Origin of the sequence: Gordonibacter sp. An230 (genome assembly GCF_002159915.1) — a bacterium.
GTDB lineage: Bacteria > Actinomycetota > Coriobacteriia > Coriobacteriales > Eggerthellaceae > Rubneribacter.
Genome location: NZ_NFJP01000003.1, coordinates 166,649 through 182,944, shown reverse-complemented (window position 1 = coordinate 182,944; position 16,296 = coordinate 166,649). Strand labels below are relative to the sequence as shown.

Below are 16,296 nucleotides of genomic sequence, written 5' to 3'. Positions count from 1 at the left end.
AGGAGTACATCTGTGGCTATAGCAAAGACTGAATTGACGAGATTCCTTCGTGATGTGAGCGATTTGTTCCCTATTCCCCTTTCGGAGAAGGTTGACATTGGGGGGTATGCCGAGAAATTGCTCTCTTGCGCGACGCTTGTCCCTGAATTCAGGGAGGGGAGGCTTGTGGGTCTTGTGGCGGGCTATACAGACAATCTTCCTCCGGAAGGCCTTGCCTACATAGCCCTTGTTGGAGTGAGGAGGGACTTTCAGCGCTGCGGCATAGCGAAAAAGCTCGTCGAGGGCTTCATTGACGTTTGCAGGCAAAAGGGGATACGGGGACTTCATCTGTACACCGATGCGGAGAATCGCGGAGCGGTGCACCTATATCGCGGGATGGGATTCGAAAGGGTTACGTCTTTTGAAGATCGGAGGCCGAACGATATTCATTTTCGGATGATGCTCGACCGCCCCATTGCTCGTCCGAGTGATGTTGCCGTGCGTGCGAGGAAAGGTTCCGCTGCCCTTGTAACTGCGATAGGGTCTTTCTCTGCGGAAGCAGTGATTTCTGGACTTCATCGCTCGGGGCTGAGAGTTGTTGGATGCGACATCAACCCGCGTGCGTGGCTTGCAAATGCGATCGATGTCGACGTGTTTCATAAAATCCCTGCTGCAAAAGATGGCGAGTCTTTTGTCGCGGCCCTTTTAGATGTATGCCGCGAAGAAGAGGCTGCGTGCATACTGCCCTTGACGGATTATGAGGTCGACGCTCTTAGCGTTTACAGAGGCAGTTTCGAGGAGAAAGGAATTCATCTCCTGCTTCCGTCAAAGCGTGCGGTTGAGGTATGCCGCAATAAGTTGATGTTCTCTTCTTGTTTCGAGCGCGGCGTGGATGGTGTTGAAGTGGTTCCCGCAAAACCCGTAGGAGATGTGTGCCCTTTTGCGTTTCCCGTGGTGTGCAAGCCCGTCGACGGAAGAAGCAGCGAAGGGGTTGTGGTGCTAAATAGCCGAGCCGAATGGATGGCTTTTGCTCCTCGGGATGGGTATGTTGTCCAACCCTTTGTAAGAGGTCACATTGCGACTGTTGATGTCGTGAGGCATCCCTTTTCTGGTCGAGTCGTTTCTGTTCCCCGAATTGAGCTATTGCGAACTCCGAATGGGGCAGGAACCTCGGTTTTCGTGTTCCGCGATGTCGTGCTGGAGAGGGCTTGCACACTTCTTGCAGAAAAACTCGACGTTGTTGGGTGCGTCAATTTCGAGTTCATACGCGATGCGGACGGAGTCTATCATTTGCTTGAGTGCAATCCTCGCTTTTCGGGAGGATTGTCGTTTACTTGCGGAATAGGTTACGACGTAGTAGGGAACCATCTGGCATGTTTCTCGGGGTCTGAGGACATAGAGCCTCTTCAGGACTATCAGCCGAGGTTCTTCGCGCGCAGGTACGAGCAATGGACAACTTGGGCGGGAGACGGGGACGTTGCGTCGGCGTTGGAGGAACTCTCATGAAAGGCATCATCCTTGCGGGCGGGTCGGGGACCCGGCTGCACCCCATCACCAAGGCGGTCAGCAAGCAGCTGCTGCCCATTTACGACAAGCCGCTTGTGTACTACCCGCTCTCCGTGTTGATGCTCGCCGGCATTCGCGAGGTGCTGGTCATCTCCGATCCGGCGTCGCTGCCCCAGTATGAGAGGCTTCTTGGCAACGGCTCTGAGCTGGGCATGCGCCTTGAGTACGCCGAGCAGGCCGAGCCGCGCGGGCTCGCGGAGGCGTTCACCATCGGGCGGGGGTTTCTCTCCGGCGGGCCGTGCGCGCTCGTTTTGGGCGACAACATGTTTCACGGCCAAGATCTTACGCGCGTCTTGTCGCGCGCCCGGGACAGGGTGGAGTGCGAGGGCGGGGCTGTGGTGTTCGGCTACCCGGTGAAGGATCCGCGGGCTTTCGGGGTGGTGGAGTTCGACAAGGGGCGCCGCGTCGTAGGGATCGAGGAGAAGCCGGAGCATCCCAAGAGCAGCTACGCCGTGCCGGGGCTCTACTTCTACGACGGCGGGGTGTGTGACATTGCGGCGAAGGTCGAGCCTTCCGATCGCGGGGAGCTTGAGATCACGAGCGTCAACAACGCCTATCTGCGCGAAGGGCGGCTTGCGGTCGAACTCATGGGGCGCGGCATGGCGTGGCTCGACACCGGCACGCCCGAAGGCATGCTGAAGGCGGCTGAGTACGTGGAGGCGGTTCAGAGTCGTCAGGGCTACTATATCGCCTGCATTGAGGAGATCGCCTACCGGCGAGGTTTCATCGACGCGCAGAGGCTGCTCGACCTGGGGCGGGAACTGGGCAAGACCGACTACGGCAGGTACCTGATGAGCGTCGCCGGAGAGGGCGAGAGGGGGTAGAGACGGGCGGTTTCGGCCGCCCTGTCTTTTGATCGTACTGCGGTATGGGAGGAACCTTGAAAAACATCATAGTCACGGGCGGGTGCGGGTTCATCGGGAGCAATTTCGTGCGCTGGGTGGCCGAGCACCGCCCGCAGGTGCGCATGACGGTGCTGGACAAGCTGACCTACGCGGGCAACCCCGCCAACATCGAGGGCGTGCCGAACGTCCGGCTGGTGGTGGGCGACGTCTGCGACGCGGCCCTGCTGTCCGAGGCGGTGCCCGGGCACGACGCCGTCGTGCACTTCGCGGCGGAGAGCCACAACGACAACTCCATCGTGGGTCCCGAGCCCTTCCTCAGGACGAACGTGGAGGGCACCTACCGTCTGTTGGAGGCATGCCGTGAGCACGGGATCCGCCTCCACCACGTCTCCACCGACGAGGTGTACGGCGACCTCGCGCTCGATGACCCCGCCCGCTTCACCGAGGAGACTCCCTACCGCCCGAGCAGCCCCTATAGCTCCACCAAGGCGGCCAGCGACATGCTCGTGCGCGCGTGGGCGCGCACCTACGGCGTGAGGGCCACCATCTCCAACTGCTCGAACAACTACGGCCCTTACCAGCACGTGGAGAAGTTCATCCCGCGCCAGATCACCAACATCCTGCGCGGCGAGCGGCCGAAGCTTTACGGCGACGGGCTCAACGTGCGGGATTGGATCCACACCGAGGACCACTCCTCGGCGGTGTGGGAGATCCTGACCAAGGGCCGCATCGGCGAGACCTACCTCGTCGGCGCCGACGGCGAGCGCAGCAACATCGACGTGCTGCGGGCGGTCCTTGAGATCATGGGCAGGTCGCCCGACGACTTCGACTGGGTGCGCGACCGCCCGGGCCATGATCGGCGCTACGCCATCGATGCGTCGAAGATCCGCCGCGAGCTGAGCTGGAAGCCCCGCCGCGCCGACTTCCTCGAGGGCCTGGCCGAGACGGTGGCCTGGTACGAGGCCAACCGCGCCTGGTGGGAGCCGGTCAAGGACGCGACTGAGGAGAAGTACCGAGCGCAGGGACGGTGATAGGGCTCCCTTCGTTTTCTCGTAACATTTAACGAACATCCGTTCATTTTTCTGAAAGATGTGCTAGACTGCTCTTCTAACTAATCGCGGAGGGAGCATCATGGCGCATCTTTCCAACATAGAGGGTATCGAAATGGAGGGCAAGCTGCCGGAAGTGCGGCTAGCCACGACGCCGTTCAAGGTGGTGTCGCCGTTCGAGATGTCGGGCGACCAGCCGCAGGCTGTGGAGAAGCTGGCGCATGGGGTTGAGGAGGGGCTGCGCTACCAGACGCTTCTGGGCGTGACCGGCTCCGGTAAGACGTTCACCATGGCCAAGACCATCGAGGCCGTGCAGAAGCCCACGCTCGTCATGGCGCCGAACAAGACGCTCGCGGCGCAGCTGGCGAGCGAGCTGAAGGAGTTCTTCCCGGACAACTCGGTCGTGTACTTCGTCAGCTACTACGATTACTACCAGCCCGAAGCCTATGTGCCTTCGTCGGACACCTTCATCGAGAAGGACGCCTCCATCAACGAGGAGGTGGAGAAGCTGCGCCATGCGGCCACATCTGCGCTTCTGTCGCGGCGCGACTGCATCGTGGTGGCCAGCGTGTCGTGCATCTATGGCATCGGCAGCCCGATGGACTACGCGGGCATGGCCGTGTTCGTGGACAAGCAGAAGGAGATGGATCGCGACCAGGTCATCCACGATCTCATCGACATTCAATACGACCGCAACGACTATGAGCTCGCACGCGGCACGTTTCGCGTGCGGGGCGATTCGCTCGACGTGTTCCCGCCCTATGCCGACAATCCCGTGCGCATCGACTTCTGGGGCGACGAGATCGAGGCTATCGCGGAGATCGACCATGTCACAGGCGAGGTGCTGAACGAATACGAGGCGCTGCCCATCTGGCCGGCGTCGCACTACGTGACGGCGCGTCCGAAAATGGACCGTGCGCTCGGCACCATCCGCGACGAGCTGCGAGAGCGCCTGCGGCAGTTCAAGGATGAGGGCAAGCTGCTCGAGGCCCAGCGTTTGGAGATGCGGGTGAACTACGACTTGGAGATGCTCGAAACGATGGGGTTCTGCTCCGGTATCGAGAACTACTCGCGCCATCTAGACGGGCGCGAGCCCGGCGAGCCGCCCTACACGCTCATCGACTACTTTCCGAAGGACTTCCTCTGCATCATCGACGAAAGCCATGTGACCGTGCCTCAGATTCGCGGTATGCACGAGGGGGACCGTTCGCGCAAGGTCACGCTCGCCGAGCACGGGTTCCGGCTGCCCAGCTGTCTGGACAACCGCCCTCTGCGCTTCGACGAGTTCGAGGCGCGCGTGCCGCAGTTCGTCTACGTGTCGGCCACGCCGGGCGACTACGAGCAGAAGGTGAGCCAGCAGCAGGTCGAGCAGATCATCCGCCCGACGGGTCTTCTGGACCCCGAGATCATCGTGCGCGGCAGCGCTTCGCAGATCGACGACATCATCGACGAGGCGAAGGAGCGCGCCGCCCGCGACGAACGCGTGCTCATCACCACGCTCACGAAAAAGATGGCCGAGGATCTGACCGACCATCTGCTCGACCAGGGCGTGAAGGCGCGCTATATGCACTCCGACATCGCAACGCTCGAGCGCGTGGAGATATTGCGCGACCTGCGGCGTGGCGAGTTCGACGTGCTCGTGGGCATCAACCTTCTGCGCGAGGGCCTCGACTTGCCGGAAGTGTCGCTCGTGGCCATCCTCGATGCCGACAAGGAAGGGTTCCTGCGCAACCACCGCTCGCTTATTCAGACGATCGGTCGCGCGGCGCGCAACGTGTCGGGCCAGGTCATCATGTATGCCGACAAAATCACCGACTCGATGGAGCTTGCCATCAACGAGACGCGCCGCCGTCGCGCCATCCAGATGGCCTACAACGAGGAGAACGGCATCGAGCCGCAGACCATTCGCAAAGCCATAAACGACATCATGAGCTATGTGACCGACGAGGTGGGCGGTGCCACCGCCGAGCAGGTGAACAAGGAGCTTGCGGAGTTGTCGCGCGAAGAGGTGCTGCGCATCATATCGTCCATGGAGGACGACATGGCCGAGGCGTCCAAGAATATGGACTTCGAGGAGGCCGCCCGCCTGCGCGACCAGGTGGTGAAGCTGCGCGTGCAAGTGGAGGGCTCAAGCGAGGAGGACGTGCTGAAGGATCTCAAGAAAGGCGCGCGCAAAGGCAGCGCTTACGGCAACCGAAAGCACGCTGCCTACGGAGGGGCCCGCCGGTCGTAGCGGCAGGCCCTCGATACCGCGGCGCACGAGGGTGTGGCGGGCGCTACAGTTCCGCCCGCACCGCTTCGAGAGCCGCCGCATAAGCTTCGGGCTGCTCGAACATGGGGCTGTGCCCGGCGTCCGGGATGATCGACAGTGTTTTGCGCTGCGCGCGCAGCTCGTCGAAGTACGCGCTGGCAAGATCGGTGGGCGTGATCGGGTCGTTCATGCCGAGGAGGTAGTGCACGGGGCAGGCGTAGCGGCCTCCGTGGGCGCGCAGGTCAAAATCGACGACCTCGCGCAGCAGGATCGCGTTGGCGCCCGACGCGCGGACGAGGCTGCCGAGGTCTCGCAGCGTGAACACGCGATCGGCCAGCGTTTTCGCGACCAGGGCGCCGATGCCGGGTCCCTTTTCGTATTTGCCTTGCGCTTTGCGCACCTTGGGCAGCGCGCGGAGGAGCTCGTCGACGTCGGCGGGAGGGTAGTCGCCCACCTGCTCGAGAAGGGCGAGGCCCTTGCGGTCGTTGGCCGCCTTCGCCAGACGCTTTGTTTGCTCGAAGCCCTTGCGTTCGTTTTCGCGCAGACACACCACCTGGCCGCTGCCGAGGTAGGCAGTCAGGTTCTCGGGATGACGCAGCGCGTACAGGCTGCCGAGCACGCTCCCCCAGGAATGCCCGAGGAGCACCACCTTCGGCACCTCGTAACTGAGCTTGAGGTGCTCGACGATGCCGTGCAGGTCGTCGACCATCTGGTCGATGGAGCGCGGATGCGCATCGCTCCCGTTGCGCGACAGGGTCAAGCCCGCTCCACGCTGATCCCAGTGCACCTGCGTGAACATGCCCCGCCATGCGCGTTCGAGCTGCAAGGCGAAGAAGCGCTCGGGGTATCCTGGCCCTCCGTGCAATAACAGCAGGACCGGGGCGCCGCGATGCTCGGGGCCGTGCAGCAGGAAGTGCTCGATCCCCTGGACGGGCGCGTATTCGGGGGTGAATTCCTTTCTCATGGAAGCTCCTTGCTCGGGTACCGTCTGCTGGGTGCCAGCATGAGGTTGCGACCGCGAGCGTGCCACCTATTCTGGTTGGCGGTCATCGCAACTCTGGGGTGCGGGATCTGCCCGGGGCCGCACCGCATCCGTCAGCGGCGCGGCCCCGGGCCTGCTGCGCAGCTGGTCGCCGAGCACGAGTTGCCGGGTTTGGCGCTCAGGCTTCCATGCGGGCTCCGGCGTCGTCGTCTACCGTTTCCGATGGCGCCTCGTCGAGCGCGCGCACGCTTTTCGGCAGGTACATGAGCGCACCGAGTGCAGCGAGGCCCGCGCCGGCGACCACGAAAAACGGCGCCACGCCAATCGCTTCTGCCAGCACGCCCCCCAAAGCCACGCCCAGGGGCGCTGCGAGTCCCGTGGCCGCCGTGGTGAAGCCCATCACGCGTCCGAGCTTTTCGGGCGCGACCGAACGTTGGAGAATGGTCATGAACGGTCCGTTGAACCACGCGCAGACGACGGCGGAGATGCCGGTGAGGACGGCGAACGCCGCGAACCCCTCGCTTGGCAGAAGCCCGCATGCGCAGGTGAGCGCTCCGGCGCCGACGAGCGAAAGCGCGATGACGGGCACGAGCCTCTTGCCGCCGCCCCATATCATCAAAGCGATGGAGCCGACGAGCATTCCTCCTCCCCAGAGCGCTTCGACGAGCGCGGCCTCGAACCCGCCGCCTCCGAAATGGTCGTAGGTCATGAGGGGGAACACCGTCGCCCAGGGCGCCATGATCATGCTTCCCACCACCAGGCCGACGATGAGGGTCTTGAGCCCGCGACGTGCCGATACGGCTCGCCAGCCGTCCCGCAGGTTTGCGAGCACGTGCTGGTTCGCGGCAGCGGCATCGCGCGCGGATGGTATCTTCGCCAGCAGGAGGCCCAAAACCGCCAGAAGAGCGCCGCCGAAGTCGAGGAACATGACGGCGTGCAGACCTTGCGTGGTGTAGAGGAAGATGCCGATGGCCGGCGAGCCGATGGCTGCGACGCTCGCGAGGGTCTGGATGAGGCTGTTGATGCGCAGGAGGTGCCGTTCGGGCACGAGCAGGGGCAGCGAGGCCATGAGGGCGGGGTTGTGGAACGCCTGACCGACGCTGCGTGCCACGACGAGCGCCATGAGCGTGGCGAAGGTCACCTCTCCGGCGAGCAGCGCGATGCCGATGCCGAGCGAGACGATGCCGATGCCGAGGTCGGCGGCGACCATGACGGCCTTGCGGTTGCAGCGGTCCGCGACGACGCCGCCGAAGGGGGAGATGAGCCCTTGGGGCAGGTAGGCGCAGATGCTCGCGACTGCGAGCATGAGGGCGCTGCCGGTCGTCTCGGTGACGTGCCAGATGACGGCCCAGCCGGCTGCGTAGCTGGTGATCATCGAGAACGACTGTCCTGCGAAGATGACGGCGATGATGGCGAGCCAACGTTTCGGCAGCGTCTGGCCGGCTGCGTTCGTGGGCGTGATCGATTCGTTCATGGCGAAACTCCTTTTCGGGTGACGGTCGAACGTCTCCAAGCATGCGGTAGCGGTGGCGGTTGCTCCACCTATTTCGGTTGGAAAGACAGTCGAAAAGAGGAAAGCACACGTTGCGATGCGCGGAAAACGAAAAAGGGAGAGTGGTGCCAGCGGTTGCTAGAAACGCGATAGCAGTTGTCCGGCCATGAGGGGCGGCTCCTTGGGATCGGGTTTGCGAAGGCGAGTGTAGCACAGTCGCGCTCCCGTGCCAACGGCGGGTCGGCCGGGCTTTTGGCCGCGGCCCCGTTTAAGCCGAGAGGCCGTGCGTCGCCGCAGGGCCTGGGGGGGGGGTCGCGTCGCTTTCGGGCGGACGGCTTCTCCGTCGCGGATGGGGCTGCGGCGCTTTTCCGCTCCGGGGCCCTACAGCCGAGGGGCGCGGAGAGGGCGCGGCGGTTTCGGCTCGACGGGATCGGCTTCGCGCGGGCCGGGTCGAATGCGGCTTCGCCGCCGCGCCAGAAGGACGGGCCTTTCGCGGAAGCGTGCGCACGAGTGGTTGCGGGGCAAAGCGCGCTATGGGGCGGCGGGCAAAAGCACGTCGAGGTCGACGGGGGTGGCGATGCCGGCGACGCTTCCGGTGTTCGTGTATTGCCAGATGGCGAAGTCGAACTGGGCGCTCGGCGCGGCGGCGTCGTACTCGGCGAACCATATCGGTCGGCCTCCGAGCGTCTCGTTGAGCCCATCTGCCGCCTCCTGCGTGCCGTCGATGGCGCAGAGGCGCGCCATGTCGTTTTTGTTGCCGTAGACCATCGTGTCATAGCCTGCTTCCTCGAGTCGTTCGCAGAACGCCGCCGCGCAGTCGGCGAGGGCCTGGCCGCTCAGGCCGTTCGCGCGTCCGGCCCCGTCTGGGACGGGCTCGTGGTCGAAGGCGACCGGCAGGTCGAGGCGGCGTCCTGCCAGAAGGCCCACGACGAAATCGGCCTCCTCCCTCGCTTCGTCCGCATCGGTCGCTTGCGAGAAGAAGTACGCCCCCACGGCAAGCCCTGCCGCGTCGGCGCCGTCGAGGTTTTCAGCGCATCGCGCATCGGCGTAGAGGGCGCCTTCGGTGTAGCCTCGGTTTCCCACGCGCACGAAAGCGAAGTCGATGCCGTCGGCGGCCACGGCCTGCCAGTCGATGACGCCCTGGTGCTCGGACACGTCGATGCCCGACCGAGAGCGCGTCTGCCCGTCTTCGGCATAGGCCAGGCGCTCGGCGTCACGCTCGAGGTTCGTCCAATCGTAAGGGCTCTCATAAGGTGCGGGGGCGCTCTTCTCGACGGAGAACGTGTCGCGATTCCCCCAAACGGCGAGGATGCAGATGACCGCTGCGACGCCGATGACTGCCGCCGCGCATGCAGCGATGGCCGTGCGGGCGGGGGCGGCCGTGCGCGTCCGGGCGGCTGCGCGAGGGGGAGAGGCGTCTTTCAGCGGTCGTTTCATGGGGGCATCCTAGCAAAAGAAGAGGCCGCGCGGTTCCTGTCGCGCCTGCTGCCCATCGCGTCTCCAGAAGTCGGGCGGGTCGTTTCTTGCTGCGACGTTGCTTGCCCGGTCGGGCTCTCCGCCTCTCTGCTGAATCCGGATTTGCGCGACCGCCCTGTGCTCCTCTCGTTCGAGATTCGGCCTCTTTCCCGTAGCTTGGCCTGAATGAAGGCGATGGAAATCCGCCGTGCGGCGATGCTTTTCGAGCGGTGCCGGAGGCGGAGGGTGCCGCGCGGAGGAGGCTGGGCGTGGGTCGATGGCGATTCGACCGCGCGTCTGCCTTTTTTGCTAAACCAGGAATTGACGCCACCGCGCGTTTATCGGATCGCGAGCCGAGCTCTCTTCGGTCGGACGCTTCGGAAGCCCTCATCCTCCCAACGCGAGCCCGGGTGCGGGCGTGCACTCCTGGGGTCGGACGCTCCGGGGGCCTTCGCCCGCCCAGCGGGGTGCTTCCGAAGCTGGAGCGGGCCGTGCGCAGCAATCCGACCTAGCCTCTGCCAATCCTGGGCCGACAGAGGCTGCTTGTCTTTTCTGCAAAATTTTCGTTTGGTGAACGGTTTTCCGGGATTGGGGAGGACGTTGCTGTCGCATCGGTTGTCTTTTGGAACGTTTTCCCAGGTGGGCTTTTTCTGCGGTCTCTTGGGAATCGAAAAACCGTTCACCAAACGAAAATCTTTGCGTGATCGGATACCTGGCACGAGCAAAAATCGGCATCTGTCCGGCATTTTGAGCGGAGACGGAGCCGTCAGGGTCGAGCGCCTCGTGCGGAGCCGGCGAGAAACTCTCGAGCCGGCGTGGCGAAGGCGCTAGGACGCTCAGCTGCCCAACGCGGCAGAGCATCGACGGTTTGCAGCGGCCTGCGCTCTACGTGCCTTGCCAGGCGAGGGGCTCTTTCGCGGCGGCCTGCGCGGCGATGAGGCGAGCATCGCCGCGCCCCATATATCCGTAGGCAACGAGCTTCTCCAGCACGTGGCCTTGCCGTTGGCGGGCGAGCTCCGGGTGCTCGGAAAGCGCGTAGGCGCTCGGGGCGTTCGGGATGCCGACGAGCAGCGTGCACTCGTCGGGGGTGAGGTCGGCCGGCTTCTTGCCGAAATAGCCTTCGCTCGCCGCGCCGATGCCCGTGTGGCCGTCGCCGAAATAGATCGAGTTCACATAAAGTTCGAGGATGGTCTGCTTCGAGAAATGCTGCTCCATCGTGAGCGCCATGAGCACTTCGGCCACCTTGCGCTCGATGGTCTGCTCTTGCGTGAAGTACTGGTTTTTCGCAAGCTGCTGCGTGATGGTGCTTCCGCCCTCGACGATGGCGCCGGCGCGCAAATCGTTCACAAGAGCGCGCGCCGTGGCGATGGCGTCGAATCCGGGATGCGCGTAGAAGCGATGGTCTTCCACGGCGACGGTGGCTTGCAGGTAGAGGTCGGGCAGCTCGTCGATGGGGGTGAAGCCGGCCTGTTGTTCGATGCGCGCCGCCATGTCGTCGAGGCTTGTCTGGGTGATCGCTTCTTTGTAGAGCCCGAAGCCGCGTGCGATGAAGTACAACGCGACGACGATACAGAGGGCGCCTGCGATGGCGCAGGAGCGGCTGACGATCGTCGCGGCCGTGCGTGCGGTCGAGTGGGATTTTCCGGGCACGGCTCCTCCTCGTCGGGCTCTGTTGCTGGCGCGCCTTATCTTTGCTCTAAATACAGTAAACCGGATGTCCCTTACCGCTTCCTTACACGCCGCTTGCCCCGTCCTTGCATTTTCGCAATGCGATGAGGCTTCGTGGGCGGTGCTGTTTGACGCGCTCGATCGGCTCGGTTCGGGAGGTTCGTCCCGATGCGGGCTTCAAGCATGGGGGGTCGTGCGAGGTGCTCGGGACGCGGGCTCGGTGCTCGCGCAGGGCTTGCTAGGGCCTTTGGAGGCGCCGGGGTTGGGCTGTCGCCGACCGCGGCCCGACCGAGGGGCTTGCGAATCTTGCTGGGGCTTTCGCTCGGAAAACGGCCTGTCGGAGCTGAATGCGTCGCGGCGGTTCTGAGTATTCCTCGACGCGCTTCGCCTTCGTCTGCGCGGGGCTGGTAGACCGCTCATCGCATGAGAGGCTTTGTCGATTCCCGGGCGCGCCGAGCTTCGTAAGAGGGCTCGGAAGGGGTTTCGAGACTCGCTATCGGACGTTCGCCATGCGACGGTTCCGATGCTGTGAAACGGAGAAGCTGCAACGGGTCCGTCTTTGCGGCCTGTGCGAAGGGTTTCGCGTTTGCAAGTGCTGCGGTGGCGGGCGTGAAGCTGCTCCCTCGCGGATGTCGGAGGACGAAAAGCTCAGGCGGTTTAGACCGTCTTGCCTTTCGTCGGCTCCGAGGCTCGAACGGACGAGGGGTTTCGGTGCCTCGACGAGCATTGGTCGATTGGTGCTGAGCGGCCATCGGCGACGCCGACGGCCGGCGATCATGCTCTTCTCGCTATCCGGGCGGGGATGCGTACGCGTTCCCGCCCGGATCGTTCTCAGCGCTACAGCTCGCGTTTGGCGTACAGCTTCACCGACAGCGAGGCCGAGGCCAGATAGAGGATGACAACAACGGCGACAGCGATGAGCGCTGCCGCGAGCGTGCCCTCCGGCGTTTTTACCCAGTTGACGAAGTCGAGGACGAACGCCGGCATCTGCAGGTTGCTTTCCAGGTTGAGCGCGATGACGAACCCGAACACTATGACGAGGGGCAGGTAGCGCACCGCCTTCGTCATGCCGAAGCGCGACACCAGCGGCAGCATGATGGACAGCATGATAAAGATCGCGGCAAGGCCCATCGCGCTTGCCATGAGAATGGCCTGCCACGAGAAGTTCGACATAAGCTCCGCCAGCTGCGGCACGCTGGGCAGAAGCTGCGCCGCCGCAATGCCGATTCCCGTCACCGCCAACCCGACGACCACGCCGACTAGCACGAGCAGCGCTATGCTTGCGTAACGTCCCGTGATGACGTCGGCGCGCGAAATGGGCAGCGCGAGGCGGAACTGCTGCCAGCCGCTGCGCTCGTCGTACGCGATGATGGTGAATGCGATGGAGAACGGGATGATCACGATGAGCATCGGCGCGGTGATGTAGAGGCTCTGCGTCACAAAGGTGATGAACAGGCCCACGACGAGGGCGACGACAATCTGCTGGAGCAGGTACTTCTTCGCCACCTGCATATCGGACATGAACATGGCTTTCACTGGACGTCTCCTTTCAGCATGAGGCCCATGAAGGAATCGATGTCGGCCTTGTCGAGCGCGATGTCGCGGAAATTCTCGGCGAAGGCGAAGCGGTCGGGCACGAGCACGTCGATGCCGTACGGGTGGCGCAGGGAGCGCAGCTCGCCCGGCGCGAAGAACCCGCTGGCCGCGATGCGCTCGAACTCGGCGGCGCGGCAGTGCGCGATGCCGGCGAGGTCGGTGATGGCGTCCTTCTCGACGGAGAACACGATGCGGCCCTTGTCGATGCACACCACGTAGTCGGCGATCTTCTCGAGATCGCTTGTGATGTGGCTTGACATGAGGATGCCGTGGCGCTCGTCGCGCATGTAGCCGTGCAGACATTCGAGCGCCGCATCGCGGGCGAGTGGGTCGAGGCCGGCTGTGGCCTCGTCGAGAATGAGCAGGTCGGGGTCGTGCGAAAGCGCGCAAGCCAGCGAGAGCTTCATGCTCATGCCGCGTGAGAGGTCCTTCACGGTGCGGTCTTTCGGCAGCTCGAACTGGGCAAGCCGCTGCTCGAAGTCCGCGTCGCTCCACGTTTCGTAGCTGTAGGACATGAGCCGGCCCACGGCCTCGACGGTCATCTCCTCGGGAAACGAGCACGTGTCGAACACGACGCCGACGCGCTGCTTGGCCCGCTTGACGGCTTTCGCGTCGGCGTGCTCGCCGACGTTCGTCCCGGAAAGCTCGATGGAACCCGCGTCGGGGAAAACCAGGCCCAGAACCGATTTGATGGTGGTGGTCTTGCCGGCTCCGTTTGAGCCGACCAGCCCCACGACGCTGCCGGCGGGAACCGTCAGGTCGATGTTTTTCAGGTCGAAGCCCTCGTAGTGCTTCGACAGGCTGCGGATGCGGAGAAGGTCGTTCATCGGTCGTCACTTTCTGCGATGAGGTCGAGCATGTCGTGGAGTTCTTGGACGGTAACGTTCGCGGCGCGTGCCTCGTCGGCGGCCTGCACGAGCAGCCCTTCGATGGTGCGAAGGCGCTCCTCGCGCAAAAGCTCCTTGTTGCCGCCGGCCACGAAGCTGCCCTTGCCCTGCACTGTCTCGATGAATCCCTGGGTCTCCAGCTCTGCGTAGGCGCGCTTCGTCGTGATGACGCTGATGCGCAGGTCGCTCGCGAGCGCTCGGATGGAGGGCAGCTGCTGCCCCTCGTCTAGCCCGCCCGAGAGGATGAGGGCCTTCATCTGCGAGACGATCTGCTCGTAGATGGGCTTGTCGCTCGCGTTCGAGATGATGATGTCCAAGATGCTCCCTTTTCCTGTGTCGTTGCGCGGTGCCGTTCGGCGCGCTTTGCCGACGGCTTTGCGGCGAGTGCTCCGTTTCGTCGTTCGCGCCGCGCTGCCGCATGGGCGGTGCGCGGATGCCGCTGTGCGGACGGCGTGAGCGCTCCGGCGTCCCGGTGCGCCCGGTGGGCGCTCGGCGGCGTCCCGCCTTGCGTCCTGGAGGATGCGGGCACGTTCCCCGCCTCCTCCGTATCGGGCATCCTCTGCATGGCCACCTTGCGATTGCTGTGCAGTGTGTATATACCCGATATGCACACTATAATCACTAGGCACACGGCGGTCAAGAGGAATAGTCGAGAATACCTACTTGAAAGCAATACGGCATTACAATGTATCGATCATGCTGAAAGGGGGACGCATGGAAACTGCGCTCGTCAAGAAGTGATCGCGCAGCAAGCGAGACGATGCCATCGTCGCCGCTCGCGTACCGGAGGAAATCAAGCGGCAGGGAAACGCCGTTCTCAAGAAGATCGGCTCGACTCCCACCGAGCTGGTCAATGCCGCTTATCGATACGTTCTCGAGCGGGGGAGTTGCCAGTTGAGGCTCGCGAGCTCAGGCCGCGCGTCATAAGGCTAGCCGACGAACAGAAGCAGACGTTGGGAGGGCGGAGCAAGCGAGCGACGTGCGCTGTCCCGGAATCGTTTTGGCAAGGCAAGTCGTACAAGGACTTGTTGGAGGAGGCGATGAGGGAGAAGTATGAGGCTCTTGCTTGATACGAACGTTCTCGTGGGCTACTTCGGGGCACGGCGGCCTTTTTGCGATCAGTGGGAACTGATCAACGCTTTGCAAATGACGGGATATGCTGATCTATGGGCTTCGATTGAATCGTGCACGGATGCGTTCTGCCTGTTGCGGAGAGCTGTCGACTCTGAGAAGCTCCAGGACATGTTTCTCGAATGTCTCTCGTTTGTGAGGGTGTGCTCGGTGAGCGAGGACGGTATTCGCAAAGCGGCGGAGCGATCATGGCCCGATTTCGAAGACTGCCCGATTGCCGTATGCGCCGAGAAGGTGAAAGCAGACTACATCATTGCGCGCGATGCGGGCGGCTTCAAACGTTCGAAAATACCGGCAATCGATGCGCCGTCGTTTTTCGCGATGCTCGAAGAGGATTGCGGCATCGTCTACGAGATGATCGACTGGTAGCGGGGGGGGGGCGTTCCTATGCACCCTTCCTTTCGGCGAGGACGGGGTTGGTGTAGCGGCCGCGGGTTTCGGTGCGCTTCCCGTATTGGATTGAGTTGGTGGGGCAGCGGTGCAGGCAGGCCAGGCACCGGGTGCAGCCCATTTCGGCCCAGCGAGGCGCGCCCTCGATGAGGGCGATGGTGTTCGTTGGACACAGCTCGACGCATCTGCCGCAGCGGATGCAGGTGGGCAGCGTGTGGAACGCGGCCGTGGGGCACGGTTTCTCGTTCCTCTCGAAGGCTGCGGACAGAAGGACGCCGATGGGGTTGCGCCGCTCGGCTCGCACGCGTTCGCGTTGCCTGACGCGTTCGGCTACTCGTCGCGCTTCGAGCTCGGCGTTGGCCAGAAGCTGCTCGCGCCGCGCGCCCTGCGCGGGCGCGTAGAGGAACGTGCAGTTGCCCACCGAGCGCACGCTGAACGACGCGTCCAGGTTGATGCCTTGGCTGGCGAGCAAGCGCTTGCCGAAGATGCGTGCGGTATTGCCGACGAAGCTGCCGCAGCCGACCGCCGCGAAGCAGTAGCCGGGGACGAACGTCTCCTTGTTGCCGGTGCGGAACCGGGCGAGTTCGAGGAACTCATCGACGATGGCGGGGGTGGTCCAGTAGTAGGTGGGGAAGATGAAGCCGAGCTGCTCGCCCTGTTCGAGCGTGAAATCGAAGTCCTTGTGCTTGTACGACGCGCCGATGTCCGCGAGCATGTCGCCGGTCGCGCGCGCTATGGTCTGCGCGGCGGCGAGCGAGTTGCCGGTGCCGGTGAAGTAGAAGATCATGGCGCGTCCTTTCCGCTCGAGTCGGGCTTCGGTGGGGCCAGTATAGCAAGGGGACGGGCGCGCGGACGTTTCGGCATGGAGTCGTTTCCCATGCGGCATGCGTACGCGGCCATGCGTCTTGCGCCTCGCGCGGTTTCCGCAGGGCGCCTCGAGCCTCCTGCGACCGCGAGCGCCTCGCGTTTAGCACGCCCCGGGCGTCTCCCCACATTTTGCCTCGT

The 16,296-nt window shown here is 63.7% G+C and carries 13 protein-coding genes; 5 read left to right on the top strand and 8 right to left on the bottom strand.

Annotated features, from left to right (window positions below; translation table 11 throughout):
* Window positions 1–12 precede the first annotated feature (12 nt).
* From B5F40_RS02920 to uvrB, 4 genes are all read left to right on the top strand, one after another.
* Window positions 13–1,485, top strand: coding sequence for a GNAT family N-acetyltransferase (locus tag B5F40_RS02920; protein ID WP_087192873.1), 1,473 nt, complete (start codon window positions 13–15; stop codon window positions 1,483–1,485).
* Window positions 1,482–2,369: a glucose-1-phosphate thymidylyltransferase RfbA gene (gene rfbA / locus B5F40_RS02915; protein ID WP_087192872.1), complete on the top strand. Its 888-nt coding sequence runs from the start codon at window positions 1,482–1,484 to the stop codon at window positions 2,367–2,369. Before B5F40_RS02920 ends, rfbA begins: the two co-directional genes overlap by 4 nt.
* Before the next feature lie 56 nt (window positions 2,370–2,425).
* Window positions 2,426–3,421 carry a dTDP-glucose 4,6-dehydratase gene (rfbB, locus tag B5F40_RS02910; protein ID WP_239442877.1) on the top strand — a complete coding sequence of 332 codons (996 nt, stop codon included), beginning with the start codon at window positions 2,426–2,428 and terminating at the stop codon, window positions 3,419–3,421.
* Between the two features lie 100 nt (window positions 3,422–3,521).
* Window positions 3,522–5,672 carry an excinuclease ABC subunit UvrB gene (gene uvrB, locus B5F40_RS02905; RefSeq protein ID WP_087192870.1) on the top strand — a complete coding sequence of 717 codons (2,151 nt, stop codon included), beginning with the start codon at window positions 3,522–3,524 and terminating at the stop codon, window positions 5,670–5,672.
* A 43-nt stretch (window positions 5,673–5,715) separates the two neighbouring features.
* On the opposite strand, the gene B5F40_RS02900 is transcribed toward uvrB, so the two are convergent.
* The 7 genes from B5F40_RS02900 to B5F40_RS02870 all read right to left on the bottom strand — a co-directional run bounded on the left by B5F40_RS02900 (window position 5,716) and on the right by B5F40_RS02870 (window position 14,087).
* The gene (locus tag B5F40_RS02900; protein WP_087192869.1) at window positions 5,716–6,654 is read right to left on the bottom strand and encodes an alpha/beta fold hydrolase; all 939 of its coding nucleotides are present in this window, start codon (window positions 6,652–6,654) and stop codon (window positions 5,716–5,718) included.
* Between the two features lie 196 nt (window positions 6,655–6,850).
* On the bottom strand, window positions 6,851–8,146 hold the full coding sequence (locus B5F40_RS02895; RefSeq protein WP_087192868.1) for an MFS transporter: 1,296 nt from the start codon (window positions 8,144–8,146) through the stop codon (window positions 6,851–6,853).
* A 549-nt stretch (window positions 8,147–8,695) separates the two neighbouring features.
* Window positions 8,696–9,601: a glycoside hydrolase family 25 protein gene (locus tag B5F40_RS02890; protein WP_087192867.1), complete on the bottom strand. Its 906-nt coding sequence runs from the start codon at window positions 9,599–9,601 to the stop codon at window positions 8,696–8,698.
* A gap of 903 nt (window positions 9,602–10,504) precedes the next feature.
* Window positions 10,505–11,269 (bottom strand): transglycosylase domain-containing protein, encoded by a 765-nt coding sequence (locus B5F40_RS02885; RefSeq protein WP_239442876.1) that lies wholly within the window; start codon window positions 11,267–11,269, stop codon window positions 10,505–10,507.
* Window positions 11,270–12,124: 855 nt separating this feature from the next.
* Entirely contained in the window at window positions 12,125–12,814 is a 690-nt protein-coding gene (locus B5F40_RS02880) for an ABC-2 transporter permease (protein WP_239442880.1), read from the bottom strand.
* 5 nt (window positions 12,815–12,819) lie between these two features.
* Entirely contained in the window at window positions 12,820–13,710 is an 891-nt protein-coding gene (locus B5F40_RS02875) for an ABC transporter ATP-binding protein (RefSeq protein WP_087192865.1), read from the bottom strand.
* On the bottom strand, window positions 13,707–14,087 hold the full coding sequence (locus B5F40_RS02870; protein ID WP_087192864.1) for a GntR family transcriptional regulator: 381 nt from the start codon (window positions 14,085–14,087) through the stop codon (window positions 13,707–13,709). The genes B5F40_RS02875 and B5F40_RS02870 overlap by 4 nt, the downstream gene beginning before the upstream one ends.
* A 736-nt stretch (window positions 14,088–14,823) precedes the next feature.
* Here B5F40_RS02870 and B5F40_RS02865 point away from each other — a divergent pair.
* The gene (locus B5F40_RS02865) at window positions 14,824–15,270 is read left to right on the top strand and encodes a PIN domain-containing protein (RefSeq protein ID WP_087192863.1); all 447 of its coding nucleotides are present in this window, start codon (window positions 14,824–14,826) and stop codon (window positions 15,268–15,270) included.
* Window positions 15,271–15,286: 16 nt separating this feature from the next.
* Here the strand turns inward: B5F40_RS02865 and B5F40_RS02860 are convergent, their stop codons facing one another.
* The gene (locus tag B5F40_RS02860) at window positions 15,287–16,078 is read right to left on the bottom strand and encodes an EFR1 family ferrodoxin (protein ID WP_087192862.1); all 792 of its coding nucleotides are present in this window, start codon (window positions 16,076–16,078) and stop codon (window positions 15,287–15,289) included.
* Window positions 16,079–16,296: the final 218 nt, after the last annotated feature.

Coding starts and splice junctions, on each gene's coding strand:
- B5F40_RS02865 (WP_087192863.1), top strand. CDS start 14,824: ATGAGGCTCTTGCTTGATACGAACGTTCTCGTGGGCTACTTCGGGGCA.
- B5F40_RS02890 (WP_087192867.1), bottom strand. CDS start 9,601: ATGAAACGACCGCTGAAAGACGCCTCTCCCCCTCGCGCAGCCGCCCGG.
- B5F40_RS02875 (WP_087192865.1), bottom strand. CDS start 13,710: ATGAACGACCTTCTCCGCATCCGCAGCCTGTCGAAGCACTACGAGGGC.
- rfbA (WP_087192872.1), top strand. CDS start 1,482: ATGAAAGGCATCATCCTTGCGGGCGGGTCGGGGACCCGGCTGCACCCC.
- B5F40_RS02895 (WP_087192868.1), bottom strand. CDS start 8,146: ATGAACGAATCGATCACGCCCACGAACGCAGCCGGCCAGACGCTGCCG.
- uvrB (WP_087192870.1), top strand. CDS start 3,522: ATGGCGCATCTTTCCAACATAGAGGGTATCGAAATGGAGGGCAAGCTG.
- B5F40_RS02880 (WP_239442880.1), bottom strand. CDS start 12,814: ATGTTCATGTCCGATATGCAGGTGGCGAAGAAGTACCTGCTCCAGCAG.
- B5F40_RS02900 (WP_087192869.1), bottom strand. CDS start 6,654: ATGAGAAAGGAATTCACCCCCGAATACGCGCCCGTCCAGGGGATCGAG.
- B5F40_RS02860 (WP_087192862.1), bottom strand. CDS start 16,078: ATGATCTTCTACTTCACCGGCACCGGCAACTCGCTCGCCGCCGCGCAG.